The following is a 26,480-nucleotide window of genomic DNA, read 5'->3' as shown; positions in this document are numbered from 1 at the left end:
CATTAGCCCCCAAGCTTGGATTTATCGCGCACCGCGCCTTTATCCGCACTGGTGGCAAGGGTGGCGTAGGCGCGCAGGGCAAAGGAGACTTCGCGCTGACGATCTTTCGGCGTCCAGGCTTTATCCCCACGCGCGTCCTGTGCTTCACGGCGGGCAGCGATCTCCTGAGGGCTCAGCTGCAGCTGAATGCCGCGATTCGGAATGTCGATTTCGATCAGATCGCCATCTTCGATAATCGCGATGTTGCCGCCGCTGGCCGCTTCCGGTGAAACGTGGCCGATAGAGAGGCCTGATGTGCCGCCGGAGAAACGACCATCGGTGATCAGCGCACAGGCTTTACCGAGGCCCATGGATTTCAGGAAGGTGGTCGGGTAGAGCATCTCCTGCATCCCCGGCCCGCCTTTCGGCCCTTCGTAGCGGATTACCACCACGTCGCCAGCCACCACTTTACCGCCGAGGATTGCTTCTACCGCATCGTCCTGACTTTCGTACACCTTTGCTGGACCGGTGAATTTCAGGATGCTGTCGTCCACGCCCGCGGTTTTAACGATACAGCCGTTTTCCGCGAAGTTGCCGTACAGCACGGCCAGACCACCATCTTTGCTGTAGGCGTTTTCCAGGGAACGGATACAGCCTTCCGCGCGATCGTCATCCAGGGTGTCCCAGCGACAATCCTGCGAGAAGGCCTGCGTGGTGCGGATCCCTGCCGGACCGGCGCGGAACATTTTTTTCACTGATTCGTCTTTGGTCAGCATTACATCGTATTGATCCAGCGTTTGCGGCAGCGTCAGACCCAGCACGTTTTTCACGTCACGGTTCATCAGCCCGGCGCGATCCAGCTCGCCAAGAATACCCAGTACGCCACCGGCACGGTGAACGTCTTCCATGTGGTATTTCTGCGTGCTCGGCGCAACCTTACACAGCTGCGGCACTTTACGGGACAGCTGGTCGATGTCCGTCATGGTGAAATCAATCTCTGCTTCCTGGGCGGCGGCCAGCAGGTGCAGAACGGTGTTGGTGGAACCGCCCATGGCGATATCCAGCGTCATGGCGTTTTCAAACGCCGCTTTGCTGGCGATATTGCGCGGCAGCGCGCTGGCATCGTCCTGCTCGTAGTAGCGTTTGGTCAGTTCAACGATGCGCTTACCGGCGTTAAGGAACAGCTCTTTACGATCGGCGTGGGTCGCCAGCAGCGAACCGTTACCCGGCTGGGACAGGCCCAGCGCTTCGGTCAGACAGTTCATTGAGTTGGCGGTGAACATACCGGAACAGGAGCCGCAGGTCGGACAGGCGGAACGTTCAACCTGCTCGCTCTGCTCGTCGGAGACTTTCGGGTCGGCGCCCTGAATCATCGCGTCGACCAGGTCGAGCTTGATGATTTTATCGGAAAGCTTGGTTTTACCCGCTTCCATTGGACCGCCGGAGACGAAGATCACCGGAATGTTCAGGCGCAGGGAGGCCATCAGCATCCCCGGGGTGATTTTGTCGCAGTTGGAGATGCAGACCATCGCATCGGCACAGTGGGCGTTAACCATGTACTCCACCGAGTCGGCAATCAGTTCGCGCGACGGCAGTGAATAAAGCATGCCCCCGTGCCCCATCGCGATCCCGTCATCCACGGCGATGGTGTTGAACTCTTTCGCCACGCCGCCGGAGGCTTCAATCTGCTCGGCAACCAGCTTCCCGAGATCGCGCAGGTGCACGTGGCCCGGTACAAACTGAGTAAAAGAGTTGACCACGGCGATAATCGGTTTCCCGAAGTCGGCGTCGGTCATTCCGGTGGCGCGCCACAGCGCGCGGGCACCCGCCATGTTGCGGCCGTGAGTGGTGGTGGCGGAACGGTACTTAGGCATGCGTTATTTACTCCCGTCTATCTGGTAAATGGGACGGTGCGTGCCGTCCCATAATTATGCTTATTGATTAACCTGATCCAACCAACCCCATTTATCTTCGGTTTCACCGGTAAAGAGGCCAAAGAATGCTTCCTGGATACGTTTGGTAACCGGACCACGGCGGCCTTCGCCCACCTGGATGCCGTCAACGCTGCGTACCGGCGTAATTTCTGCTGCGGTACCGGACATAAATACCTCATCGGCCAGATACAGAGATTCGCGGGACAGTACCTGCTCGCGCACTTCGATACCCAGATCCTGCGCCAGCTTGATGATGGCGTCACGGGTGATGCCCGGCAGAGCTGAAGAGGTGAATGGCGGGGTGAACAGAATGCCATCTTTCACTTCAAACAGGTTCTCACCTGCGCCTTCGGAGATGTAGCCATTCACGTCCAGAGCGATACCTTCCTGATAGCCGTGGCGACGTGCTTCGCTGCCAACCAGCAGGGAGGAGAGGTAGTTACCGCCCGCTTTGGCTGCGGTCGGGATAGTGTTTGGTGCCACACGGTTCCAGGAGGAAACCATCGCGTCGATCCCCTGCTCCAGCGCTTCTGCGCCGAGGTAGGCTCCCCACGGGAACGCGGCGATGATCACATCGGTGGTGTAACCGGCTGGCGGGTTAACGCCCATCCCCACATCGCCCACAAATACCAGAGGACGGATATAGGCGCTGGTCAGGTTGTTTTTGCGCAGAACGGCGCGGCAAGCCTCCATCAGCTCGTCAACGCTCTGGGAAACCGGGAAACGATAAATTTTGGCTGAATCACGCAGACGCTGCATGTGTTCGCGATGGCGGAACACCACTGGTCCTTTGTGAGAGTCGTAGCAACGGATGCCTTCAAAAACAGACGTACCGTAGTGAAGCGCGTGGGACATCACGTGGACTTTAGCGTCCTCCCAGCGAATCATCTCACCATTGGACCAAATGAAATCAGCTTTTTTCGTCGTCATTTTTCTTCCTATTGCGCTCAGGCGCGAATTTGTTGTGTTTGCGATGTAGCGGCACGCTGCTGGATATCGACCCGTGCGACGTCGACCAGTTTGCTCAACTGGCTAAACAGTAATTCGACGGGGCGCTGGCTGGCAACGGTCAATTCGATATTTATGTTCTGCGCGTCGGTGGCGGTTTCCATGTTCATGGAACATATCTGGAAACCACGATGGCGCACCACGCGCAACACACGTTCTAATGTTTCCGGGTTGAAGCGAGCCTGCACGGCGACCTGATGTTGCATCATGATAATTTCTCCAGCATTTGTGAGTTACTGGCGCCGGGCGGCACCAACGGCCAGACATTCTCAAGCTCGTCGATTGAGACATGAAGCAGGTAAGGCCCCTTGCTTGACAGCATTTCATCAAGTGCCGCTTCAACCTGGTCTTTACGGGTGATGTGCTGGCCAGGGATGCCAAAGGCGCTGGCCAGAACGAGGAAATCGGGGTTATCGGTCAGGGTGGTTTCGCTGTAACGCTCCTGGAAAAAGAGCTGCTGCCACTGGCGCACCATGCCTAAACGTTGGTTATCCAGCAGCACGATCTTCACCGGCAGCTGCTTACGCTTGATGGTGCCCAGCTCCTGGACGTTCATCATGAAGGAGCCGTCACCGGAGATACAGATAACCGTATCGTCCGGGCGCGCGACCTGGGCACCCACCGCAGCGGGTAAGCCAAAGCCCATGGTGCCTAAGCCGCTTGAGGTGATGAAGTTTTCCGGGCGCGTGTAGGTCATGTGCTGGGCTGACCACATCTGATGCTGACCTACGTCGGTAGTCACTACGCTGTCCGCAGGCTTACGATCTGAAAGTTGCTTCAACAGTAACGGGGCATAGATCGCCTCACCTGGATGATCGTAACGCCAGTCATGTTCGCGGCGCATCTCTGCTGCATGCTGACGCCACGCGTCGATCGTTAAGGGCTGTTGTAATGCGGGCAGCAGCGCATTGAGATCGCCCTGCAAGGCCACGTGCGCCTGGCGGAGCTTATTCATCTCTGCCGGGTCGATATCCATATGAATGACTTTGGCATTCGGTGCGAAAGTGTTCAGCTTGCCGGTTACGCGATCGTCAAAACGTGCGCCCACGGCAATCAGCAGGTCACACTCCTGCACGGCAAGGTTGGCGGCTTTGGTGCCATGCATCCCCAGCATGCCAAGATAGTAAGGGTAGTCGGCATCCACCGCGCCCAGCCCTTTTAACGTGCAGGTCGCTGGCATTTGGGTGACCGCGATAAATTCGCGCAGGGCCGGAACCGCCTGCGCCATCCCCACGCCGCCGCCGACATAGAGCATCGGCTTTTGCGCGTGGGCCAGCATCTGGCTGGCTTCGCTGACTTCGGCAAACGGGAATGCATCGTCATTCTCAACGGTGGAGAAGTGCGGCTCCAGATCGCCCAACGCAACCTGAATATCTTTTGGGATATCAACCAGAACCGGGCCAGGACGGCCTGAGTTTGCCACCTCAAAGGCTTCCGCCATGACGCGCGGCAGCTCTTCCAGAGATTGCACGAGGAAGCTGTGTTTCGTACAAGCCAGTGACAAACCGAGAACGTCCACTTCCTGGAAAGCATCGGTCCCGATGAAGGGAGAAGCAACCTGGCCGGTGATGGCCACAACGGGAACGGAATCAAGCAGCGCATCAGCCAGGCCGGTGATCAGGTTAGTTGCGCCCGGGCCGGAGGTCGCCATGCAGACGCCTGTTTTCCCGGTTGCACGCGCATAGCCAATGGCCGCCATCGCCGCACCCTGCTCGTGTCGGCACAACAGATGTTCCACGCCGCCGTCATACAACGCATCGTAAATCGGCATAATTGCGCCGCCCGGGTAACCGAAGATGGTATCGACTCCCTGCGCTCGCAACGCATGTACTACCCACTGTGCGCCATTCATAGTTACTTCCCCGTCGTAAATCGAGAGAAACAGAATTTTATGCTATTACTCATCGTCTGCTCCTCGCTTATGTTTTAAGGTCATAAAAAAACCCCCGGACCTTTCGGTGCGGGGGTCTTAGTTCGTTAAGGCTTGATTATTAAGCCTTTCCTCGTCCAAGTGCAGCCCCGCACGGTGGGATAATAATCACCACCACGCTAATCACGACCAGGCTAATCACTAGTAGAAGGGCTGTCATTTTCTATTCTTTTTGCATCTTGTTCGAAGGAATACCTAAAGAGTTATCACAGATATCGAGACGAAGACAACATTTTTTTATAATTCACTTTCTTATTACGCTAATAGTTTAGATAAAAATCATTGTTTTTTATGAGAAAAATAGAAAATGAATTATTTTCATTTTTTTGTTGCTTAGCCAAAGCCGAGAAGGAAAGCTTATTGCTATTTGCGAGCGGCCTTCCATAGCGATGAAAAGCTTACAATTTCGGGGAAATATTAAGGAACCGGCCGCGTAAAAACGCGATTTGCCGATAAAAATCGGCACCTCATAGTGGCATAGTGGCGCTTCAAGGAGGCTCTTTATGTCACTGTCGGTTGTTTATACCCGCGCTGCGTTAGGTGTTAAAGCGCCGCTGATTTCCGTTGAGGTTCACCTCAGTAATGGCCTGCCGGGCTTAACGCTAGTTGGCTTGCCGGAAACCACCGTCAAGGAAGCCAGAGACCGGGTACGCAGCGCAATCATCAATAGCGGTTATACCTTTCCGGCCAAAAAGATCACGATTAACCTGGCGCCAGCCGATCTACCCAAGGAAGGCGGACGATATGATTTACCTATCGCCATTGCGCTTCTCGCCGCCTCTGAGCAACTCTCCTCTCCCAGACTAAGCGCATACGAGTTTGTGGGTGAGCTGGCGCTCACAGGCGCATTAAGAGGGGTTCCTGGCGCAATATCTGGTGCCCTGGCGGCCATTCATGCTGGCAGAGAGATTATCGTTGCCAAGGATAACGCTGCCGAAGTCAGCCTTATCGAACAAAAAGGCTGCCTGGTGGCAGAGCACCTGCAGGAAGTGTGCGCCTTTCTTGAGGGCCGCCACGAGCTGGCTGTGCCCGCTCAGGAGCCGTTTGCAGTAGAAAACAGCGATCAGGATATCAGCGATATTATCGGCCAGGAGCAGGGTAAAAGGGCGCTGGAGATCACCGCAGCCGGCGCACACAACCTGCTGCTGATTGGCCCACCAGGCACAGGCAAAACCATGCTCGCGAGCCGGCTCAATGGTCTGCTACCGCCACTCAGCAACCATGAGGCGCTGGAGAGTGCGGCAATCGTCAGTCTGGTCAACGCCACATCGATGTATAAGCAGTGGCGTCGACGTCCCTTTCGCGCACCGCACCACAGCGCTTCGCTCGTGGCCATGGTAGGCGGGGGTGCAATCCCCGCCCCGGGAGAGATCTCACTGGCGCATAACGGCATTCTCTTTCTGGATGAGTTACCCGAGTTTGAACGGCGTGTGCTGGATGCTTTACGTGAGCCTATCGAATCGGGTCAGATTAACATCTCCCGTACCCGTGCAAAGATCAGTTATCCGGCTCGTTTCCAGCTTATCGCCGCCATGAATCCCAGCCCAACGGGTCATTATCAAGGTAACCATAACCGCTGTTCGCCCGAACAGACGCTTCGCTATCTGGGACGCTTATCGGGCCCGTTTCTCGATCGCTTCGATTTATCGCTTGAGATCCCGCTACCGCCGCCAGGTTTGCTAAGCCAGGCGCACAGAGCAGGAGAGACCAGTCTCACCGTACGAAACAGAGTGATCGCCGCGCAGGAGCGTCAGCTGGTGCGGCAGAATAAACTTAATGCCCATCTGGATAATGCGGAGATCCGCAGGTTTTGCCCCCTCATGGCAGAGGATGCCCTGTGGCTGGAAGAGACTCTCACCCGATTCGGCCTGTCGGTACGTGCCTGGCAACGGCTGCTAAAGGTGGCCCGTACGATTGCTGACCTGGGGGAAAGTGAAAAGATAGAACGCAGACACCTGCAGGAAGCCCTGAGCTATCGCGCTATTGACCGTTTACTCATGCACCTGCAAAAGATGCTGGAATAAAAAAAGGGGCCGTAGCCCCTTATTCTTAATCGTCTGATTCGGTGTAGTCTTCCGCACCTTCCATCTGTGGTTTACCACCAGACAGGGTGTGGAAACGCTTTGGACGTTTGATACGTGCCATATACTTTATCCATACGCGCTCCGCTTCCGTTACCGGCTCACGTTCGCCACGGCAGACGGCAACAAACGATTTTTCGTCTTCAGTGGAGGGTTCGCGTTTTCCTAAATCCAGTTCATTGAAAGCATAACCGTGGCGCTCAAGCAGTTGTGCTTCTTTGATGGTGAAATCACCATGGCGAGAAAATCCGCGTGGATAATTTTTATTGTCGAAAAAACGATTAGTCGTCGTAAAGCTTTCCGCCATCCTACACGCTCCTATATCTTTGGCCGAGCTATTTATGGCGCGGAGTATTAGTTACGCTTGACAGAGCGTCCAACAAAACATTTAAATCATAACGACAAATTATTTTGCGGAGAAAACCGTGGATACGGAATTGCTAAAAACTTTCCTCGAAGTGAGCAGAACTCGCCACTTTGGGCGCGCCGCAGAAGCGCTTTATCTGACGCAGTCGGCGGTGAGCTTTCGTATTCGTCAGCTTGAAAATCAGCTTGGAGTGAACCTTTTTACCCGCCATCGCAACAACATTCGATTAACGCCTGCCGGTGAAAAGCTTCTGCCCTATGCAGAAACTTTAATGAATACCTGGCAGGCCGCGCGTAAGGAAGTTGCTCATACCTCAAAGCATAATGAATTTTCTATCGGTGCCAGCGCCTCTTTATGGGAGTGTATGCTCAGCCCCTGGCTTAGTCGCTTATACCGCTCTCACGCACAACTGCAGTTTGAGGCCCGCATTGCGCAGCGACAGTCTCTGGTTAAGCAGTTACATGAACGACAGCTGGATCTGCTGATCACCACCGAAGCCCCGAAAATGGATGAATTTAGCAGCCAGATCCTCGGGCAGTTCACCCTGGCGCTTTATGCTGCTGAACCTTCGGCCATGAAAAGCGACCTGAACTATCTGCGACTGGAATGGGGGCCTGATTTCCAGCCGCATGAAACGGGTTTGATTGCCATTGATGATGTTCCGGTCCTGACCACCAGTTCTGCCGAGATAGCCTGCCAGCAACTCGCATCGCTAAAAGGTTGTACCTGGTTGCCACAGCGCTGGGCCAGTCAGAAAGCCGGCCTGTATACGGTGACGGATTCAGCCCTGCTTCAGAGGCCGCTGTACGCCATCTGGCTGCAGAACAGTGACAAGCAAGGGCAAATTAAAGATCTGCTTAAAATCAATGTGATGGATTAAGGGAAGTGTTGCAGGGACGCAACGCAAAGATGACTGAGAGGAAGGTATTTGCTTTCTGACAGGCAAAAAAAATCCTTTGCCGAAGCAAAGGATTCTTATATGGCAGGGGCGGAGAGACTCGAACTCGCGACACCCGGTTTTGGAGACCGGTGCTCTACCAACTGAGCTACGCCCCTAAATTTCTTACTACTAAGCCTGCTAATAAAGCAGGCTTAGTTTAAATAGGTGGCGGAACGGACGGGACTCGAACCCGCGACCCCCTGCGTGACAGGCAGGTATTCTAACCGACTGAACTACCGCTCCACCGAATACTTCTGTAACCACCGGTTTAATGCCCCGGTTCACTACGTAATTTGATGCCTGGCAGTTCCCTACTCTCGCATGGGGAGACCCCACACTACCATCGGCGCTACGGCGTTTCACTTCTGAGTTCGGCATGGGGTCAGGTGGGACCACCGCGCTACAGCCGCCAGGCAAATTCTGTTGTTCACCCCGCCCGCAGGCGCAGTGACTAATCTGTATCAGCTGAAAATCTCTCAAATCCGCCGAAACAGCTTCGGCGTTGTAAGGTTAAGCCTCACGGTTCATTAGTATCGGTTAGCTCAACGCATCGCTGCGCTTACACACCCGACCTATCAACGTCGTCGTCTTCAACGTTCCTTTAGGAGCCTTAAAGGCTCAGGGAGAACTCATCTCGGGGCAAGTTTCGTGCTTAGATGCTTTCAGCACTTATCTCTTCCGCATTTAGCTACCGGGCAGTGCCATTGGCATGACAACCCGAACACCAGTGATGCGTCCACTCCGGTCCTCTCGTACTAGGAGCAGCCCCCTCAATTCTCCAGCGCCCACGGCAGATAGGGGACCGAACTGTCTCACGACGTTCTAAACCCAGCTCGCGTACCACTTTAAACGGCGAACAGCCGTACCCTTGGGACCTACTTCAGCCCCAGGATGTGATGAGCCGACATCGAGGTGCCAAACACCGCCGTCGATATGAACTCTTGGGCGGTATCAGCCTGTTATCCCCGGAGTACCTTTTATCCGTTGAGCGATGGCCCTTCCATACAGAACCACCGGATCACTATGACCTGCTTTCGCACCTGCTCGAGCCGTCACTCTCGCAGTCAAGCTAGCTTATGCCATTGCACTAACCTCCTGATGTCCGACCAGGATTAGCTAACCTTCGTGCTCCTCCGTTACTCTTTAGGAGGAGACCGCCCCAGTCAAACTACCCACCAGACACTGTCCGCAACCCGGATTACGGGTCTACGTTAGAACACCAGCCATTAAAGGGTGGTATTTCAAGGATGGCTCCACGCAGACTGGCGTCCACGCTTCAAAGCCTCCCACCTATCCTACACATCAAGGACCAGTGTTCAGTGTCAAGCTATAGTAAAGGTTCACGGGGTCTTTCCGTCTTGCCGCGGGTACACTGCATCTTCACAGCGATTTCAATTTCACTGAGTCTCGGGTGGAGACAGCCTGGCCATCATTACGCCATTCGTGCAGGTCGGAACTTACCCGACAAGGAATTTCGCTACCTTAGGACCGTTATAGTTACGGCCGCCGTTTACCGGGGCTTCGATCAAGAGCTTCGCGTTGCCGCTAACCCCATCAATTAACCTTCCGGCACCGGGCAGGCGTCACACCGTATACGTCCACTTTCGTGTTTGCACAGTGCTGTGTTTTTTTAATAAACAGTTGCAGCCAGCTGGTATCTTCGACTGATTTCAGCTCCACCCGCAGGGGCTTCACCTACACATCAGCGTGCCTTCTCCCGAAGTTACGGCACCATTTTTGCCTAGTTCCTTCACCCGAGTTCTCTCAAGCGCCTTGGTATTCTCTACCTGACCACCTGTGTCGGTTTGGGGGTACGATTTGATGTTACCTGATGCTTAGAGGCTTTTCCCGGAAGCAGGGCATTTGTTGCTTCAGCACCGTAGTGCCTCGTCATCACACCTCAGCGTTAACAAGGTTCCGGATTTACCTGGAACCTCCGCCTACATGCTTAAACCGGGACAACCGTCGCCCGGCCAACATAGCCTTCTCCGTCCCCCTTCGCAGTAACACCGAGTACAGGAATATTAACCTGTTTCCCATCGACTACGCCTTTCGGCCTCGCCTTAGGGGTCGACTCACCCTGCCCCGATTAACGTTGGACAGGAACCCTTGGTCTTCCGGCGAGCGGGTTTTTTTCACCCGCTTTATCGTTACTTATGTCAGCATTCGCACTTCTGATACCTCCAGCATGCCTCACAGCACACCTTCGACGGCTTACAGAACGCTCCCCTACCCAACAACACATAGTGTCGCTGCCGCAGCTTCGGTGCATGGTTTAGCCCCGTTACATCTTCCGCGCAGGCCGACTCGACCAGTGAGCTATTACGCTTTCTTTAAATGATGGCTGCTTCTAAGCCAACATCCTGGCTGTCTGTGCCTTCCCACATCGTTTCCCACTTAACCATGACTTTGGGACCTTAGCTGGCGGTCTGGGTTGTTTCCCTCTTCACGACGGACGTTAGCACCCGCCGTGTGTCTCCCGTGATAACATTCTCCGGTATTCGCAGTTTGCATCGGGTTGGTAAGCCGGGATGGCCCCCTAGCCGAAACAGTGCTCTACCCCCGGAGATGAATTCACGAGGCGCTACCTAAATAGCTTTCGGGGAGAACCAGCTATCTCCCGGTTTGATTGGCCTTTCACCCCCAGCCACAGGTCATCCGCTAATTTTTTTCAACATTAGTCGGTTCGGTCCTCCAGTTAGTGTTACCCAACCTTCAACCTGCCCATGGCTAGATCACCGGGTTTCGGGTCTATACCCTGCAACTTAACGCCCAGTTAAGACTCGGTTTCCCTTCGGCTCCCCTATACGGTTAACCTTGCTACAGAATATAAGTCGCTGACCCATTATACAAAAGGTACGCAGTCACACCACAAGGGTGCTCCCACTGCTTGTACGTACACGGTTTCAGGTTCTTTTTCACTCCCCTCGCCGGGGTTCTTTTCGCCTTTCCCTCACGGTACTGGTTCACTATCGGTCAGTCAGGAGTATTTAGCCTTGGAGGATGGTCCCCCCATATTCAGACAGGATACCACGTGTCCCGCCCTACTCTTCGAGTTCACAGCAAGTGTATCTTCGTGTACGGGAGTATCACCCTGTACCCTGCGACTTTCCAGACGCTTCCACTGACACACATGCTGATTCAGACTCCGGGCTGCTCCCCGTTCGCTCGCCGCTACTGGGGGAATCTCGGTTGATTTCTTTTCCTCAGGGTACTTAGATGTTTCAGTTCCCCTGGTTCGCTTCGTTAAGCTATGTATTCACTTAACGATAGTGTGACGAGTCACACTGGGTTTCCCCATTCGGAAATCGTCGGTTATAACGGTTCATATCACCTTACCGACGCTTATCGCAGATTAGCACGTCCTTCATCGCCTCTGACTGCCTAGGCATCCACCGTGTACGCTTGGTCGCTTAACCTCACAACCCGAAGATGTTTCTTTCGATTCATCATCGACTTGCGAAAATTTGAGAGACTCTGACACACCGCTTATCTGTTCCTGTTTCGGAGAACAGACAGGGCGTGTCGTTTCAATTTTCAGCTTGATCCAGATTTTTAAAGAGCAAAACTTCGCAGCGCACCTTCTCAGGTACACTCTGAAGTTTTCTTGTTGTCGCAGTAAAGGATGGTGGAGCTATGCGGGATCGAACCGCAGACCTCCTGCGTGCAAGGCAGGCGCTCTCCCAGCTGAGCTATAGCCCCATCGTAGTTAATCTCTTCAAATTTGCATCGCAAATTTGGTAGGCCTGAGTGGACTTGAACCACCGACCTCACCCTTATCAGGGGTGCGCTCTAACCACCTGAGCTACAAGCCTGCAGAGATTTTTACTGCTTACTTTTCATCAGACAATCTGTGTGAGCACTGCAAAGGCAGGTTCTTTAAGGTAAGGAGGTGATCCAACCGCAGGTTCCCCTACGGTTACCTTGTTACGACTTCACCCCAGTCATGAATCACAAAGTGGTAAGCGCCCTCCCGAAGGTTAAGCTACCTACTTCTTTTGCAACCCACTCCCATGGTGTGACGGGCGGTGTGTACAAGGCCCGGGAACGTATTCACCGTAGCATTCTGATCTACGATTACTAGCGATTCCGACTTCATGGAGTCGAGTTGCAGACTCAATCCGGACTACGACGCACTTTATGAGGTCCGCTTGCTCTCGCGAGGTCGCTTCTCTTTGTATGCGCCATTGTAGCACGTGTGTAGCCCTACTCGTAAGGGCCATGATGACTTGACGTCATCCCCACCTTCCTCCAGTTTATCACTGGCAGTCTCCTTTGAGTTCCCGGCCGGACCGCTGGCAACAAAGGATAAGGGTTGCGCTCGTTGCGGGACTTAACCCAACATTTCACAACACGAGCTGACGACAGCCATGCAGCACCTGTCTCAGAGTTCCCGAAGGCACCAAAGCATCTCTGCTAAGTTCTCTGGATGTCAAGAGTAGGTAAGGTTCTTCGCGTTGCATCGAATTAAACCACATGCTCCACCGCTTGTGCGGGCCCCCGTCAATTCATTTGAGTTTTAACCTTGCGGCCGTACTCCCCAGGCGGTCGACTTAACGCGTTAGCTCCGGAAGCCACTCCTCAAGGGAACAACCTCCAAGTCGACATCGTTTACGGCGTGGACTACCAGGGTATCTAATCCTGTTTGCTCCCCACGCTTTCGCACCTGAGCGTCAGTCTTTGTCCAGGGGCCGCCTTCGCCACCGGTATTCCTCCAGATCTCTACGCATTTCACCGCTACACCTGGAATTCTACCCCCCTCTACAAGACTCTAGCCTGCCAGTTTCGAATGCAGTTCCCAGGTTGAGCCCGGGGATTTCACATCCGACTTGACAGACCGCCTGCGTGCGCTTTACGCCCAGTAATTCCGATTAACGCTTGCACCCTCCGTATTACCGCGGCTGCTGGCACGGAGTTAGCCGGTGCTTCTTCTGCGAGTAACGTCAATCGATGAGGTTATTAACCTCACCGCCTTCCTCCTCGCTGAAAGTACTTTACAACCCGAAGGCCTTCTTCATACACGCGGCATGGCTGCATCAGGCTTGCGCCCATTGTGCAATATTCCCCACTGCTGCCTCCCGTAGGAGTCTGGACCGTGTCTCAGTTCCAGTGTGGCTGGTCATCCTCTCAGACCAGCTAGGGATCGTCGCCTAGGTGAGCCGTTACCCCACCTACTAGCTAATCCCATCTGGGCACATCTGATGGCAAGAGGCCCGAAGGTCCCCCTCTTTGGTCTTGCGACGTTATGCGGTATTAGCTACCGTTTCCAGTAGTTATCCCCTCCATCAGGCAGTTTCCCAGACATTACTCACCCGTCCGCCGCTCGTCACCCGAAGAGCAAGCTCTTCTGTGCTACCGCTCGACTTGCATGTGTTAGGCCTGCCGCCAGCGTTCAATCTGAGCCATGATCAAACTCTTCAATTTAAGTTTGATGCTCGTGAATTAAACTTCGTAATGAATTACGTATGTTCACTCAGAGACTTGGCATTCATTTATTGTCCGTAGACATTAAGAATCCATGTCACTTTGAGTGCCCACACAGATTGTCTGATAAATTGTTAAAGAGCAGTGCAACGCGGCTTTCGCTCACCGTTGCGAGGTCCCGTATAATACGTTTTCCTCATTCAGAGTCAAGCAATTATTTTTCGCTTTTCTCTGTCGGCGTTCATCTCTGAAGCCTGCTGTCACGGCGGTTTGTAATCCGTTGTTCCGTGTCAGTGGAGGCGCATTATAGGGAGTTCTCCGGCAGTGACAAGAGCTAATTTAAAAAAATCTTTCAACCGTCTTTTTTTTGCTCAAAAACGTGCTACAGCGCTAGTTTTTCGAGCGTTTCGAAGCCGTAACGCTGCAAAACGGGTAAAAGTTGCTCAGTCTCAGCAGTCAATGCCATGCAATAAGCGACATTCGCGTCGGCAGATTTTGCATCTGGCGCTTCATGTTCAAGTAGCCACGCAGTGCGACGAGCGATAGCCGCGCCCGAATCCACCAGTCGGGTACCTTCCGGCAGTACGGCAAGCAGCTCTTCCTGCAATAAAGGGAAATGCGTGCAGCCCAGGACTACCGTGTCTGGCGGCTCCGCCATACGCAGCCAGGGACGCAGAATACGACGCAGCTCTTCCAGCGACACCGGTTGACCGTGCAGTTTCGCTTCTGCCATTTCCACCAGCTCGGCAGACCCTAACATCGCGATCTGACATTCATTGGCAAAGCGTTCGATCAGTTCGCGGGTATAGGGGCGCTTCACCGTACCGCGCGTTGCCAGCAGTCCCACCACTCCATTCGCCGTCAGGCGCGCCGCAGGTTTAATCGCAGGCACCACGCCGACAACCGGGAACGGGAATTTTTCGCGTAAGGCGGGGAGGGAAACCGTACTCGCCGTATTACAGGCAATCACCGCCAGTGCGAGAGGGTAATGCTGTTGTACGGCGGTGACGATTTCAACGACGCGTTCGACGATAAACGCTTCGCTCTTTTCCCCATACGGAAAAGCCACATTATCGAATGCATAGATGTAATGAAGATCCGGCAGGAGATGTCGAATCTCATCATAGACTGAAAGCCCACCGACACCGGAGTCAAACACCAGTACGGTGGGACGTGGGTCAGAAGGTGTAGCTGCCAGACAAGGTGTATTCCCGTCCTGCAGTTTCGTAGCCATAAACTGTCTCGTAGTCTTTATCGAACAGGTTGGCGATTTTACCACGAACTGTAAGGTGAGAGGTGACAGGATATGAAACTGCGAGATCCCACAGGCTTACGCCGCCCATTTTTACTCTGCGAGACGGGTACGAACTGAAGTCATCGTCATAACGGGTACCCAGGTAGCGATAGGCCAGATTCCAGTCGAGATCCCACACCTGCGTATCCAGCTGGTACTTCACCTGCTGCTTCGAACGGCGAGCGAGCACTTCGTTGGTTTTGGCATTCCGCGGATCAACATAGTCATAAGAAATCTGATGCCCTACCGGCCCGGTATCGAACTGGGCCGTGGCTTCGATGCCTTTGATGCGCGCTTTATTAACGTTGTAATAACGGAACGTGCGCGGGTCGCTGCTGATCAGGTTGTCAATATCGTTACGATAACCCGATACACGCCAGGTCACCGGGCCGGTCAGCCCCTCGAAGCCGCCTTCCCACTGCTTGCTCTCTTCCGGCTTCAGGTCCGGGTTGCCATACCTCGTACTATGGATCTGGCTCATGGTCGGCGCTTTATAGGCCGTGCCGTAGGAAGCGATGATCCGGTAACCGTCGATAAACTCCCATCCGGCGCTGGTCTGCCAGGTGTTATGGTTACCAAAGTTAGAGTTATCGTCATTACGCGCTGCGGCTTCCAGGGTGACGCTATCGAACTGCTGCATGGCAGACAGGAACACGCCGGTGTTGCGCTGGTCGTAGCCTTTCTCCAGATAACCCGTTCCTGCCTGGGTTTTTTGCTTCTGCCAGTCCAGACCAGCACCGATATTGCCGTGACCAACCGTGACGGTGTTCATCCACTGGGTGGTGTACTGCTTAACATCATCCATGGTAGCGGAAGAAGCATACCGGCCTTTGCTCGGATCGTAGTTCTGGTCTTTACTGCGACCGTAACCGGCTACCAGCTGCGTCTGATAGATCCCCTGGTTATAGCGCAGGCCGGTGTCCCAGTTCTGGCTGTAAAGCTGACGGGTGTCCGGGCGACCATCAATACCCGTTGCGCCATAGTTATCATAGCCGTCATACGCGGTGCGGTTGTCATAACCGAGCCCACGCACGAAACCGCTCAGGTTGTCGGTGATCTGCTGCTCAACAGAGCCAAATAACGACTTACTCATAAAGCCGTCGCGATCGGGCTGGCGTGGCGCATCGGCCGCATCGATATCGAAGCCGCGGGTGTACGTGTAATTGCCAGCCATGGTGATTTTGGTTTTATCCAGTACCTGCTGGAATGAACCATCGTAGGATTGATAGCCTTTCGAGCCGACGCTGGCGGTGATTTCCGCCCCTGGCTTGTCCCAACCCGTAATGATGTTAATCACGCCGCCAATCGCATCCGAACCATACAGGGCCGAGCGCGGGCCACGAATGTATTCGACACGCTGAATGAGCGAAACGGGGATTTGGCTGAGATCAGGTGAGTTACTGATCCCGGCGTTATTCAGTGGAATACCGTCGATCAGCACCAGCACATGACGGGATTCCGTCCCGCGAATAAAGGTAGAGGAGTTGGCACCCATGCCGCCGCTTTGGGCGATATCCACACCCGGTAAGCGTGACATGACTTCAACGACGCTTTTTGCCTGCCAGCGTTCAATATCTTCCCGGGTAACAACGGAGCTGGGAGCCAGAACGGTATTAGCAGGTTGTGCAACACGGTTTGCCGTCACCACCAACGCGTCTGCGCTATCCTGCGCCCAGCCCGAAAATGCCGTGACGGAAAGCGCCGTCAGCAGCGATACTTTTTTAATCATTGTAAAAGCATCCACAATATAAGAAGGATGCCGCAGGCCTCACCCATAGCACGCGATGATGAAACCAAATGCGACGTGATCCCGGCAGGTCTTCGGGCTAGGTGGCTTTAGAAGGATGAAGACTTCCCATTTTCACAGTGTCTACAGCTCTCATCCCGCCAGTCTTTACCGCTGCGCGTCAGCTCCAGATTTGCACTGGATTCCCTTTTCACTCAAAAGAGACCGGAAACATAATGCTACATTTAGACACGTATAGATGTCCAGACTGCCGTTAACCATTAAGGCTGGACATCCCCTGCACAATCCCTACAATCCCCGCGTAATTCATCATCAATCAGGAAGCATCATGACCCCCGAACACCTCCCGACAGAACAGTACGACGCGCAACTGGCAGAGAAAGTCGTCCGTCTGCAAAGTATGATGACGCCTTTTGCTGCGCCTGCGCCTGAGGTGTTCCGCTCCCCGGTCAGCCACTACCGTATGCGTGCCGAATTCCGCATCTGGCACGACGGCGACGATCTGTATCACATCATTTTCGATCAGCAGACCAAAAGCCGTATCCGCGTGGACAGTTTCCCGGCGGCCAGCGAGCTGATTAACCAGTTAATGACGCTGATAATGGACGGCGTGCGCAATAATCCGCTGCTGCGCCATAAGCTGTTCCAGATTGACTACCTGACCACCCAAAGCAATCAGGCCATAGTCTCCCTGCTGTACCATAAAGCGCTGAATGACGAGTGGCGCCAGGCCGCAGAAGCCCTGCGTGATGCGCTGCGCGCGCAGAACATCAACGTGCACCTGATTGGCCGCGCGACAAAAACCAAAATCATGCTGGATCAGGATTTCATTGATGAGCGCCTGCCGGTAGCGGGCAAAGAGATGATTTATCGCCAGGTTGAGAACAGCTTTACTCAGCCGAACGCGGCAATGAACGTGCAGATGCTGGAGTGGGCGCTGAAGGCTACTGAAGGTTCAACCGGCGATCTGCTGGAGCTGTACTGCGGTAACGGTAACTTCTCGCTGGCGCTGGCGCGTAACTTTAATCGCGTACTGGCTACCGAAATCGCCAAACCGTCGGTCGCTTCCGCACAGTACAACATCGCGGCGAACCACATTGATAATGTGCAGATCGTTCGCATGTCGGCGGAAGAGTTTACTCAGGCGATGAACGGCGTGCGGGAGTTTAATCGTCTGCAGGGGATTGATCTGAAGAGCTACCAGTGTGAGACGATTTTCGTCGATCCGCCGCGCAGCGGGCTGGACAGCGAAACCGAGAAGATGGTGCAGGCATACCCGCGTATTCTGTATATCTCCTGTAACCCGGAGACCTTATGCAAGAACCTGGAAACATTAAGCCAGACGCACAATGTTGAACGTCTGGCATTGTTCGATCAGTTCCCGTATACGCACCATATGGAGTGCGGCGTATTACTGACGGCCCGGTAAGTCGTATTGCAGGGTGGCGCTGCGCTTACCCGGCCTACAAAACCGTTACTCTGGCAGTTGCTGCTTACGGTTACGCATTTTAAAGCCGATCCAGAAGACCAGCGCTACCGACAGCACCGCAGGCAGGAAGTTAGAGCCAATGTCCGGGTACTCTGCACGCACCACGGTGCTATACAGCAGGACACCCAGCACAAAGAACGCCGCCGACAATGCCGGTAACCCCACCGGCATGGTGCGATTCTGATAACGCTGATGCAGACAGTACACCGTCAGCACCAGAGAGATCATCGGGAAAACCGAGAACGGTACAATAGAGCTAAAAATCGCTGCAAAGGTACCGTTAATGGATAAGCCAGCGATCAATGCCAGCAACAATGTTCCTTTATCCTGTCCTGTCTGTTTCATTACTCACCTTTCACTCATCGGATTGATGCGCCAGTTTTTCTTGTTCACGGCGATACCAGTAATACGCTCCCTTAGAGATCATCCGCAGTTGCAATACCAGTCGCTCTTCGAGTTGCTTGCGTTGTTCAACGCTTACATCCAGTGCTTCGGCGCCCGCACTGAAGACTATTGTTACCATCGCCTCGGCCTGCGCTTCAGTGAAGGCGCGCGGCATATGGTTTTCGAGTTCAAGATAGTCGGCAAGTTCCGCAATAAAATGCTGAATCTCACGCGCCACGGCGGCACGAAACGCGGCCGAGGTACCCGAGCGTTCCCGCAACAGTAAACGAAATGCGTTAGGATTGTTGCCGATAAACTCCATAAAGGTGGAAACGGAGGTGCGGATCACGCTGCCCCCTTTGGCGATACGCTGACGCGCCTGGCGCATCAGCTGGCGGAGCATCAGCCCGCTCTCATCCACCATGGTCAGACCCAGTTCATCTACGTCACGGAAGTGACGGTAGAAAGAGGTAGGCGCAATCCCGGCTTCGCGTGCGACTTCGCGCAGGCTCAGACTGGCAAAACTTCGCTCGGCACTCAGTTGACTGAATGCGGCTTCTACCAGCGAACGCCGGGTTTTCTCTTTTTGTTGTGCTCTTACGCCCATCACGATAGTTGAATCCTTCCAAAGGCCCGCTGGCACTATACCAGAGAATAAAATTAATCGGTTTACCTGGCTTACAGAATGAGGGTTTCCATGTTGTTTGTGCTCCATCACGCGAAAAGAGCACAACGATAATTGGGTTATCCTGCCAATGATGTTACTATTCTGTTGCTTTTATGTATAAGAACAGGTAAGCCTTACCATGTCACATTCCTACGATTACGACGCAATAGTTATTGGTTCCGGCCCCGGCGGCGAAGGCGCTGCTATGGGACTGGTAAAACAGGGAGCCAGAGTAGCGGTCATTGAGCGCTACCATAACGTTGGCGGCGGCTGTACCCACTGGGGCACCATCCCTTCCAAAGCCCTCCGCCACGCCGTCAGCCGCATTATTGAATTCAATCAGAACCCTCTTTACAGCGATCACTCCCGTCTTCTCCGCTCCTCTTTTGCCGATATCCTGAATCATGCGGATACCGTGATTAATCAGCAGACGCGGATGCGCCAGGGTTTTTATGAGCGCAACCACTGTGAAATTCTGCAGGGCAGCGCACATTTCGTTGATGAGCACACGCTGGCGCTGGAGTGTCATGACGGTTCCGTCGAGACCATCACCGCCGAGAAATTTGTGATCGCCTGCGGCTCGCGCCCGTACCGTCCGGCCGATGTGGATTTCTCCCACCCGCGCGTTTACGACAGCGACTCCATCCTGAGCCTGCACCACGAGCCGCGCCACGTGCTGATCTACGGCGCCGGGGTGATCGGCTGTGAATATGCCTCCATCTTCCGCGGCATGAACGTCAAAGTTGACCTGATCAACACCCGCGACCGTCTGCTGGCGTTCCTCGATCAGGAGATGTCCGACTCGCTCTCGTATCACTTCTGGAACAGCGGCGTCGTCATTCGTCACAACGAAGAGTACGAGAAGATCGAACCCTGCGATGATGGCGTGATCATGCACCTGAAGTCCGGCAAAAAGCTGAAAGCCGACTGCCTGCTGTATGCCAACGGCCGTACAGGTAATACCGATTCGCTGGCGCTGGAAAACATCGGCCTGACCACCGACAGTCGTGGACAGCTCAAGGTCAACAGCATGTATCAGACCGCCCTGCCGCATATCTATGCCGTGGGTGACGTGATTGGTTACCCAAGCCTGGCGTCAGCGGCGTATGACCAGGGGCGCATTGCCGCTCAGGCGCTGGTGAAAGGTGAAGCGACGGCCCATCTGATTGAAGATATCCCGACCGGCATTTACACCATTCCGGAGATCAGCTCAGTCGGTAAAACCGAACAGCAGCTGACGGCCATGAAGGTGCCTTACGAGGTGGGTCGTGCCCAGTTTAAACATCTGGCGCGGGCGCAAATCGTCGGGATGAGCGTGGGTACGCTGAAGATCCTGTTCCATCGCGAGACGAAAGAGATCCTCGGCATTCACTGCTTCGGTGAACGTGCGGCGGAAATCATTCATATCGGCCAGGCGATCATGGAGCAAAAAGGTGGCGGTAACACTATCGAGTACTTTGTTAATACCACCTTTAACTACCCGACCATGGCGGAAGCCTATCGGGTAGCGGCGCTGAACGGCTTAAACCGCCTGTTTTAACGCACTGTCGAAACGGCCATCCATCGAACTGCGGATGGCCTCTGCCAGCTGCTCATAGCGGCTGCGCAGCGGCGACCCCGGACGATAGACCAGACCAATAGTACGACGTGGCTCCGGCTTGATGCACGGCAGATAAACCACTCCATCGCGACGACGCTCCGGCGGCACTGACAGCGCGGGCAGCAGTGTAATACCGCTTCCTGCCGCCACCATGTTGCGCAGCGTTTCCAGGCTGGTTGCACGGAAGTGGGTATCTTCATCGGCACCCGCTTCAAAACAGAAGCCCATCGCCTGATCGCGCAGGCAGTGGCCATCTTCCAGCATCAGCAGTTTTTCACCGGCCAGATCGGCCATCGGCACACGATCGCGGTTTGCCCACGGGTGATCCTCGTAGATCGCCAGCATCATCGGCTCATCAAACAGCGGCACTTCGATAAAGGCTTCACTCTCTTTGACCAGCGCCAGAATGGCACAGTCGAGCTTACCGCTATCTAACTGTGCCAGCAGCTGATGGGTTTGCGCTTCGTGCAGGTACATTTCGAGTTTCGGGAAGGTCTGATGCAGCATCGGAATAATTTGCGGCAACAGGTACGGGCCAACGGTTGGGATCAGGCCAATATGCAGCGGGCCGGACATGGTCTCCCCCTGCTGGCTTGCCATTTCCTTGAGCACTTTGACCTCGCGCAGTACGGTGCGCGCCTGATCCACCAGCAGAAGACCTGCCTGGGTGAACAGCACTTTACGACTGGTGCGCTCCAGCAGCATCACGCCCAGTTCGTCTTCCAGCTTACGGATTTGACCGCTAAGCGTAGGCTGACTGACGTGGCAGGAATCTGCCGCGCGGCGAAAATGGCGGTGTTCAGCTAATGCGACCAGGTATTCAAGATCACGAATATTCATTATTCATCCTCCGTCGCCACGATAGTTCATGGCGATAGATAGCATAGCAACGAACGATTATCCCTATCAAGCGTTCTGTTGAATAATGCATCACAGAGACGAGGCGGCACCGATTACCCTTGAAGTCCCGCCCCGTCTTACGAGTTTCTCTCAAAACTCGAACAACTAAAGCCAACGTGAACTTTTGCGGACCCCGTGGTCCGCTTTTTTTTGCGTAAAAAAGCCCAACTCGAGGTTGGGCTTCAGTACATAGGCCGGGTAAGCGAAGCGCCACCCGGCGTTTAAACCGTCATACCAGGCGGTTTTTCGCATCCGCAATCGCCTGCGCCACCTGCTTCGGCGACACGCCGCCTTTCGCCGCACGCTTATCCAGACAGGATTGCAGCGCCAGGATTGGATAAACATCATCGCCAATCACGCTGCTGAATTTCTGCAGGTCGGCCAGCGGCAGATCTTCCAGCGGTTTGCCCTGACGAATGGCCTCAACAACCGCTTCACCGACAATATGGTGCGCCTCACGGAAGGGTACGCCTTTGGCGACCAGGTAATCCGCCAGCTCGGTGGAGTTCGCATAGCCCTGCTGGGCCGCTTCCTGGCAACGCGGGCGTTTCACCTGAATGCCGTCCAGCACCAGCGCCGCCATATGCAGACAGTCCAGCCAGGTGTCGAGCGCGTCGAACAGCCCTTCTTTGTCTTCCTGCATATCTTTGTTGTAGGCCAGCGGGAGCCCTTTGAGGGTCATCATCATGCCGGTCAGCGCGCCCTGCACACGGCCACACTTGCCGCGGATCAGCTCCAGCGCGTCCGGGTTTTTCTTCTGCGGCATCAGGGAAGAGCCGGAGGTCACTCGATCCGAGAGCTCAACAAAACCGGCTTCACCAGAGTTGAAGAAGATCAGGTCTTCGGCAAAGCGCGACAGGTGCACCATACCGATAGAGGCATTGGAAAGCAGCTCCAGCACGTGATCGCGGTCGGACACGCTGTCCAGGCTGTTGCGGGTCGCAGAGGCAAAACCCAGCCAGCCGGCCAGCTGTTCACGGTCAATTTCATAGGCGGTACCGGCCAGCGCGCCGCTGCCCAGCGGGCTCACGTCCAGACGCTTCAGGGTATCCTGCAGACGGCTCTCGTCGCGCGCCAGCATTTCAACGTAGGCCAGCGACCAGTGCGCAAAAGTCACAGGCTGCGCGCGCTGCAGGTGGGTATAACCCGGCATCACCGCATCCTGATTGTTCTGCGCGGTTTCCACCAGCGCGTTCTGCAGCTGACGGTTCGCCGCCAGCAGCTCCACCACGGTATCTTTACACCACAGCTTCAGGTCGGTTGCGACCTGATCGTTACGGCTCCGGCCGGTGTGCAGCTTTTTACCCAGCTGGCCAACTTTGTCGATCAGTTTGCCTTCCACCCAGCTGTGAATATCTTCGGCGTCGCTCTCGAGGATCTGCTGCGGGTTCAGACGCACCTCTTCCAGCAGATTGTTTAGCGCCTCTTCCAGCTGCAGCTGTTCGTCAGTGGACAGCACGCCCACGGTGACCAGCGCTTTGGACCAGGCCACAGAGCCGACGATATCCTGTTCGGCCAGGCGGTAGTCGAAGCGCAAAGAGTCGTTGAACTGTTTGAACCGCTGATCCGCTGCCTGTGTAAAACGCCCACCCCAAAGTGCCATAACATGCTTCCTTAATATCTTTGAATTTCATTGCCCGGTGGCGCTGCGCTTACCGGGCCTACAAAACAATGAATCGATTACGCCAGAATACGCGTGCCGATCGGCGTGCCGTTAAACAGCGCCGGCAGTTGCTCCGCGTTGCGCCAGGAGGCGATATCCACCGGACGACCCAGCGTGCGGGCAGCATCCAGCGCCGCATTCACTTTCACAATCATGCCGTCGGTAATAATGCCCTGAGCGATCAGCTGTTCGGCTTTCTCAGCCGTCATTTCCGCAATGCGCTGGCCTTTGCCGTCCAGAATACCGCTCACGTCAGAGAGCAGGATCAGGTCAGCACCCAGCGTCGCCGCCAGGGCGGTTGCCGCCTGGTCCGCGTTGACGTTCATTAGATCGCCCTCTTCGGTCACACCGATAGAGCTCACTACTGGCAGAAAACCACCTTCCAGCAGCGTATTAATCAGTTTTGGCGAACCCGGCTGGGCAAGCCCTACATGGCCAAGCTCTTCATCAAGCTGGGTCACCTTGACGCTGTCGCCATCGCCCAGATAGAGGCCCACGGAAGCGATATGGTGTTTCTTCGCCCAGGACAGCAGGGTTTTGTTGGCGGTGCCCGCCAGCGCGCCGGTAATAATATCGATCTGGTCAGCAGGCGTGACGCGCAGGCCGTTCTTCTTTTTCACCGGCAGGTTAAGGCCTTTCATTAACTCATCGACCACACAGCCGCCGCCGTGAACAATCACCAGCGGGCGTTGATGGGATTCGCGGTAGTTGACCAGCGCGGTAAACAGACGCTCCAGCGCCTCTTCGCTGTCCAGCAGTACACCACCAAGCTTGATAATTAATGGGTTCATCATCACACCTTAAATAAGAGACTGCGTTTCAGCATAGCCAAAACGAATATTTGCGCACTGCATTGCCTGGGCGGCTGCGCCTTTGAGTAAGTTATCTTCTGCGGCCACCACAATCAGGTGCTCGCCCTGCACGGCGAAGCCGATATCGCAGAACGGCAGGCCGACCACGTTTTTCAGCGCCGGCACGCCTTTGTCATACAGACGCACCAGTGGTTTATCCGCATAGGCCGTCGTGAAGACCGCATTCACCTGGTCTTTAGTCACGCCCGGCTTCAGGCGGCAGGTAATGGTTTCGAGGATCCCGCGCGGGAAGCTGCCCAGATGCGGGGTGAAGATGACATCCGCCCCCAGATGGGTAGTGATTTCCGGGTGATGACGGTGATTGAACACGCCATACGGCTGCAGGCTCACTTCGCAGAAGCTGTTGGAGATAGCGGCCTTGCGCCCCGCTCCGCTCACGCCGCTGGTGGCGTTGATCACCGGCCACTGGTTCAGATCCAGCAGGTCCGCGTCGATCAGCGGCTTCAGCGAGAGCTGCGCCGCCGTCGGGTAGCAACCCGGTACAGCAATCAGGTTCGCTTCTTTCAGCGCATCTGCGCTCCACTCCGCCAGACCATACACCGCTTTTTCAAGCAGGTCCGGGTGCTGGTGGGTGAAGCCATAGTATTTTTCATAGAACGCGGCGTCGTTCACACGGAACGCACCGGAGAGGTCGAATACCACGCAGCCGGCGGCCAGGAACTGCGGCGCCAGGTCGTGGCTGACTTCGTGAGCGGTGGCTAAAAACACCACGTCCACGCCGTCGGTAAACTCGCTGATATCCGACATTGGCTGCAACGGCAGATCGACAATCCCTTTAAGTTGCAGATGTAAATCGGAAATTAACTTTCCTGCATCATTGCTTTGCGCTGAGACAGTCAAAGCGGTTATGGTCATATGAGGATGGCGATTCACGTAGCTTACAAGCTCTGCGCCCGCATAACCGCTAGCGCCTACAATCAGCGTATTCAACATCGGGTTCCTTTATGCTCAACGTTAATGTATTTTTATTCACATTTATTGCATGAATATTGATACTATCACGACCTAAGGTGTGTCAACAATGAAAATGAATTTACCGCCATTTATCGAGATCTACCGCGCCCTGATTGCCACGCCGTCCATCAGCGCAACAGAAGAAGCGCTGGATCAGAGTAATGAGACTTTAATCAATCTGCTGGCGGGATGGTTCAGCGATCTTGGGTTTAAGGTGGAGGTTCAGCCGGTCCCGGGAACCCGTAATAAATTTAACCTGCTCGCCAGTACCGGTCAGGGTGCGGGCGGGCTGCTGCTGGCGGGACATACCGATACCGTGCCGTTTGACGATGGCCGCTGGACGCGCGATCCCTTCACCCTGACCGAGCACGACAACAAGCTCTACGGGCTGGGCACCGCCGACATGAAAGGCTTCTTCGCCTTTATCCTCGACGCGCTGCGTGACGTGGACGTGACAAAACTGAAAAAGCCGCTCTATATTCTGGCGACTGCTGACGAAGAGACCAGCATGGCGGGCGCACGCTACTTCTCTGAAAACACGTCAATTCGCCCGGATTGCGCCATCATCGGCGAGCCGACTTCCCTGCAGCCAATCCGCGCGCACAAAGGCCATATCTCCACGGCAGTACGCGTGCTGGGCCAATCCGGCCACTCCAGCGATCCAGCGCGCGGCGTGAACGCCATCGAGCTGATGCATGACGCCATCGGCCGCATCATGACGCTGCGTGACGACCTGAAGGAGCGTTATCACTACGAGGCCTTCACCGTGCCTTATCCGACGCTGAATCTCGGCAGCCTGCACGGCGGCGATGCCTCCAACCGCATCTGCGCCTGCTGCGAACTGCATATGGACATCCGTCCGCTGCCGGGCATGACGCTTAGCGACCTCGACGGCTTGCTGAATGAAGCGCTGGCGCCGGTGAGCGAGCGCTGGCCGGGTCGTCTGACGGTTTCTGAACTGCATCCGCCGATCCCGGGCTATGAGTGCCCGCCGGACCATCAGCTGGTCGAAGTGGTGGAAAAACTGCTCGGCGAGAAAACCGACGTGGTGAACTACTGCACCGAAGCGCCGTTTATTCAGACCCTCTGTCCGACGCTGGTCCTCGGACCGGGCTCCATCAATCAGGCCCACCAGCCGGATGAGTACCTGGAAACACGCTTTATCAAACCAACCCGTGAGTTAATTACTCAGGTTGTGCATCACTTCTGCTGGCATTAATGACTGCTCCCCTCTCTCACGAGAGGGG

At 55.0% G+C, this 26,480-nt stretch carries 20 protein-coding genes, 4 tRNA genes, 3 rRNA genes and 1 riboswitch; of the genes, 5 read left to right on the top strand and 22 right to left on the bottom strand.

Features of this window, described 5'->3' with window-relative positions:
* Positions 1 to 2 precede the first annotated feature (2 nt).
* The 6 genes from ilvD to ilvL form a co-directional block, all read right to left on the bottom strand.
* Positions 3 to 1,853: a dihydroxy-acid dehydratase gene (ilvD, locus tag LRS40_RS07620; RefSeq protein ID WP_142487538.1), complete on the bottom strand. Its 1,851-nt coding sequence runs from the start codon at positions 1,851 to 1,853 to the stop codon at positions 3 to 5.
* 60 nt (positions 1,854 to 1,913) lie between these two features.
* On the bottom strand, positions 1,914 to 2,843 hold the full coding sequence (gene ilvE / locus LRS40_RS07615) for a branched-chain-amino-acid transaminase (RefSeq protein WP_142487539.1): 930 nt from the start codon (positions 2,841 to 2,843) through the stop codon (positions 1,914 to 1,916).
* Positions 2,844 to 2,860: 17 nt separating this feature from the next.
* On the bottom strand, positions 2,861 to 3,130 hold the full coding sequence (gene ilvM, locus LRS40_RS07610; RefSeq protein ID WP_032615208.1) for an acetolactate synthase 2 small subunit: 270 nt from the start codon (positions 3,128 to 3,130) through the stop codon (positions 2,861 to 2,863).
* Positions 3,127 to 4,773, bottom strand: coding sequence for an acetolactate synthase 2 catalytic subunit (gene ilvG, locus LRS40_RS07605; protein WP_231313434.1), 1,647 nt, complete (start codon positions 4,771 to 4,773; stop codon positions 3,127 to 3,129). Before ilvG ends, ilvM begins: the two co-directional genes overlap by 4 nt.
* Before the next feature lie 2 nt (positions 4,774 to 4,775).
* Positions 4,776 to 4,826, bottom strand: coding sequence for a peptide IlvX (gene ilvX, locus LRS40_RS07600; RefSeq protein ID WP_197090613.1), 51 nt, complete (start codon positions 4,824 to 4,826; stop codon positions 4,776 to 4,778).
* Positions 4,827 to 4,912: 86 nt separating this feature from the next.
* On the bottom strand, positions 4,913 to 5,011 hold the full coding sequence (ilvL, locus tag LRS40_RS07595) for an ilv operon leader peptide (RefSeq protein WP_023620831.1): 99 nt from the start codon (positions 5,009 to 5,011) through the stop codon (positions 4,913 to 4,915).
* Positions 5,012 to 5,354: 343 nt separating this feature from the next.
* On the opposite strand from ilvL, the gene LRS40_RS07590 reads away from it, so the two are divergent.
* Positions 5,355 to 6,875: a YifB family Mg chelatase-like AAA ATPase gene (locus tag LRS40_RS07590; protein WP_231313433.1), complete on the top strand. Its 1,521-nt coding sequence runs from the start codon at positions 5,355 to 5,357 to the stop codon at positions 6,873 to 6,875.
* A 25-nt stretch (positions 6,876 to 6,900) separates the two neighbouring features.
* Here LRS40_RS07590 and LRS40_RS07585 read toward each other — a convergent pair whose 3' ends face one another.
* Positions 6,901 to 7,239, bottom strand: a complete 339-nt coding sequence (locus LRS40_RS07585; protein WP_142487543.1) for a DUF413 domain-containing protein — start codon at positions 7,237 to 7,239, stop codon at positions 6,901 to 6,903.
* Positions 7,240 to 7,357: 118 nt separating this feature from the next.
* On the opposite strand from LRS40_RS07585, the gene hdfR reads away from it, so the two are divergent.
* The gene (gene hdfR / locus LRS40_RS07580; RefSeq protein ID WP_142487544.1) at positions 7,358 to 8,179 is read left to right on the top strand and encodes an HTH-type transcriptional regulator HdfR; all 822 of its coding nucleotides are present in this window, start codon (positions 7,358 to 7,360) and stop codon (positions 8,177 to 8,179) included.
* Positions 8,180 to 8,279: 100 nt separating this feature from the next.
* On the opposite strand, the gene LRS40_RS07575 is transcribed toward hdfR, so the two are convergent.
* The 9 genes from LRS40_RS07575 to btuB all read right to left on the bottom strand — a co-directional run bounded on the left by LRS40_RS07575 (position 8,280) and on the right by btuB (position 16,686).
* Positions 8,280 to 8,355, bottom strand: a tRNA-Trp gene (locus tag LRS40_RS07575).
* A gap of 50 nt (positions 8,356 to 8,405) precedes the next feature.
* A tRNA-Asp gene (locus LRS40_RS07570) sits at positions 8,406 to 8,482 on the bottom strand.
* A 55-nt stretch (positions 8,483 to 8,537) separates the two neighbouring features.
* Positions 8,538 to 8,653, bottom strand: a 5S ribosomal RNA gene (gene rrf / locus LRS40_RS07565).
* A gap of 92 nt (positions 8,654 to 8,745) precedes the next feature.
* Positions 8,746 to 11,658 (bottom strand): 23S ribosomal RNA (locus LRS40_RS07560).
* Between the two features lie 207 nt (positions 11,659 to 11,865).
* Positions 11,866 to 11,941: transfer RNA gene (locus LRS40_RS07555), tRNA-Ala, on the bottom strand.
* A 36-nt stretch (positions 11,942 to 11,977) separates the two neighbouring features.
* A tRNA-Ile gene (locus tag LRS40_RS07550) sits at positions 11,978 to 12,054 on the bottom strand.
* A gap of 70 nt (positions 12,055 to 12,124) precedes the next feature.
* A 16S ribosomal RNA gene (locus LRS40_RS07545) occupies positions 12,125 to 13,663 on the bottom strand.
* Together the 16S, 23S and 5S rRNA genes with 4 tRNA genes alongside form the textbook arrangement of a ribosomal RNA operon.
* Before the next feature lie 382 nt (positions 13,664 to 14,045).
* Positions 14,046 to 14,897 carry a glutamate racemase gene (gene murI / locus LRS40_RS07540; RefSeq protein ID WP_142487545.1) on the bottom strand — a complete coding sequence of 284 codons (852 nt, stop codon included), beginning with the start codon at positions 14,895 to 14,897 and terminating at the stop codon, positions 14,046 to 14,048.
* The gene (btuB, locus tag LRS40_RS07535; protein WP_231313432.1) at positions 14,842 to 16,686 is read right to left on the bottom strand and encodes a TonB-dependent vitamin B12 receptor BtuB; all 1,845 of its coding nucleotides are present in this window, start codon (positions 16,684 to 16,686) and stop codon (positions 14,842 to 14,844) included. Before btuB ends, murI begins: the two co-directional genes overlap by 56 nt.
* 65 nt (positions 16,687 to 16,751) lie before the next feature.
* Positions 16,752 to 16,928, bottom strand: a riboswitch (cobalamin riboswitch).
* A gap of 104 nt (positions 16,929 to 17,032) precedes the next feature.
* Between btuB and trmA the strand changes: the two genes are divergently transcribed.
* Positions 17,033 to 18,133 (top strand): tRNA (uridine(54)-C5)-methyltransferase TrmA, encoded by a 1,101-nt coding sequence (gene trmA / locus LRS40_RS07530; protein WP_231313431.1) that lies wholly within the window; start codon positions 17,033 to 17,035, stop codon positions 18,131 to 18,133.
* 45 nt (positions 18,134 to 18,178) lie between these two features.
* Here trmA and LRS40_RS07525 read toward each other — a convergent pair whose 3' ends face one another.
* Both LRS40_RS07525 and fabR read right to left on the bottom strand, forming a co-directional pair.
* Positions 18,179 to 18,538 (bottom strand): YijD family membrane protein, encoded by a 360-nt coding sequence (locus tag LRS40_RS07525; protein WP_032615232.1) that lies wholly within the window; start codon positions 18,536 to 18,538, stop codon positions 18,179 to 18,181.
* A gap of 10 nt (positions 18,539 to 18,548) precedes the next feature.
* Complete coding sequence (fabR, locus tag LRS40_RS07520; protein ID WP_032615233.1) at positions 18,549 to 19,187, bottom strand: HTH-type transcriptional repressor FabR; 639 nt, start codon at positions 19,185 to 19,187, stop codon at positions 18,549 to 18,551.
* Between the two features lie 196 nt (positions 19,188 to 19,383).
* On the opposite strand from fabR, the gene sthA reads away from it, so the two are divergent.
* Complete coding sequence (gene sthA, locus LRS40_RS07515; protein WP_142487548.1) at positions 19,384 to 20,784, top strand: Si-specific NAD(P)(+) transhydrogenase; 1,401 nt, start codon at positions 19,384 to 19,386, stop codon at positions 20,782 to 20,784.
* Here sthA and oxyR read toward each other — a convergent pair.
* The 4 genes from oxyR to argC form a co-directional block, all read right to left on the bottom strand.
* Positions 20,767 to 21,684, bottom strand: a complete 918-nt coding sequence (oxyR, locus tag LRS40_RS07510; RefSeq protein ID WP_142487549.1) for a DNA-binding transcriptional regulator OxyR — start codon at positions 21,682 to 21,684, stop codon at positions 20,767 to 20,769. The genes sthA and oxyR overlap by 18 nt on opposite strands.
* Positions 21,685 to 21,973: 289 nt before the next feature.
* Positions 21,974 to 23,347: an argininosuccinate lyase gene (argH, locus tag LRS40_RS07505; protein WP_231313430.1), complete on the bottom strand. Its 1,374-nt coding sequence runs from the start codon at positions 23,345 to 23,347 to the stop codon at positions 21,974 to 21,976.
* Positions 23,348 to 23,424: 77 nt separating this feature from the next.
* On the bottom strand, positions 23,425 to 24,201 hold the full coding sequence (argB, locus tag LRS40_RS07500) for an acetylglutamate kinase (protein ID WP_142487551.1): 777 nt from the start codon (positions 24,199 to 24,201) through the stop codon (positions 23,425 to 23,427).
* 6 nt (positions 24,202 to 24,207) lie between these two features.
* The gene (argC, locus tag LRS40_RS07495; protein ID WP_231313429.1) at positions 24,208 to 25,212 is read right to left on the bottom strand and encodes an N-acetyl-gamma-glutamyl-phosphate reductase; all 1,005 of its coding nucleotides are present in this window, start codon (positions 25,210 to 25,212) and stop codon (positions 24,208 to 24,210) included.
* An 88-nt stretch (positions 25,213 to 25,300) separates the two neighbouring features.
* Here argC and argE point away from each other — a divergent pair, with 88 nt between their 5' ends.
* Positions 25,301 to 26,452 (top strand): acetylornithine deacetylase, encoded by a 1,152-nt coding sequence (gene argE, locus LRS40_RS07490; RefSeq protein WP_142487553.1) that lies wholly within the window; start codon positions 25,301 to 25,303, stop codon positions 26,450 to 26,452.
* The last annotated feature ends 28 nt before the right edge of the window (positions 26,453 to 26,480 follow it).

This window comes from Leclercia sp. G3L (genome assembly GCF_021117075.1).
Lineage (GTDB): Bacteria > Pseudomonadota > Gammaproteobacteria > Enterobacterales > Enterobacteriaceae > Enterobacter > Enterobacter adecarboxylatus_C.
Note: the sequence above shows the minus strand (reverse complement) of the source record. Positions and strands in the feature narration are given on the sequence as shown.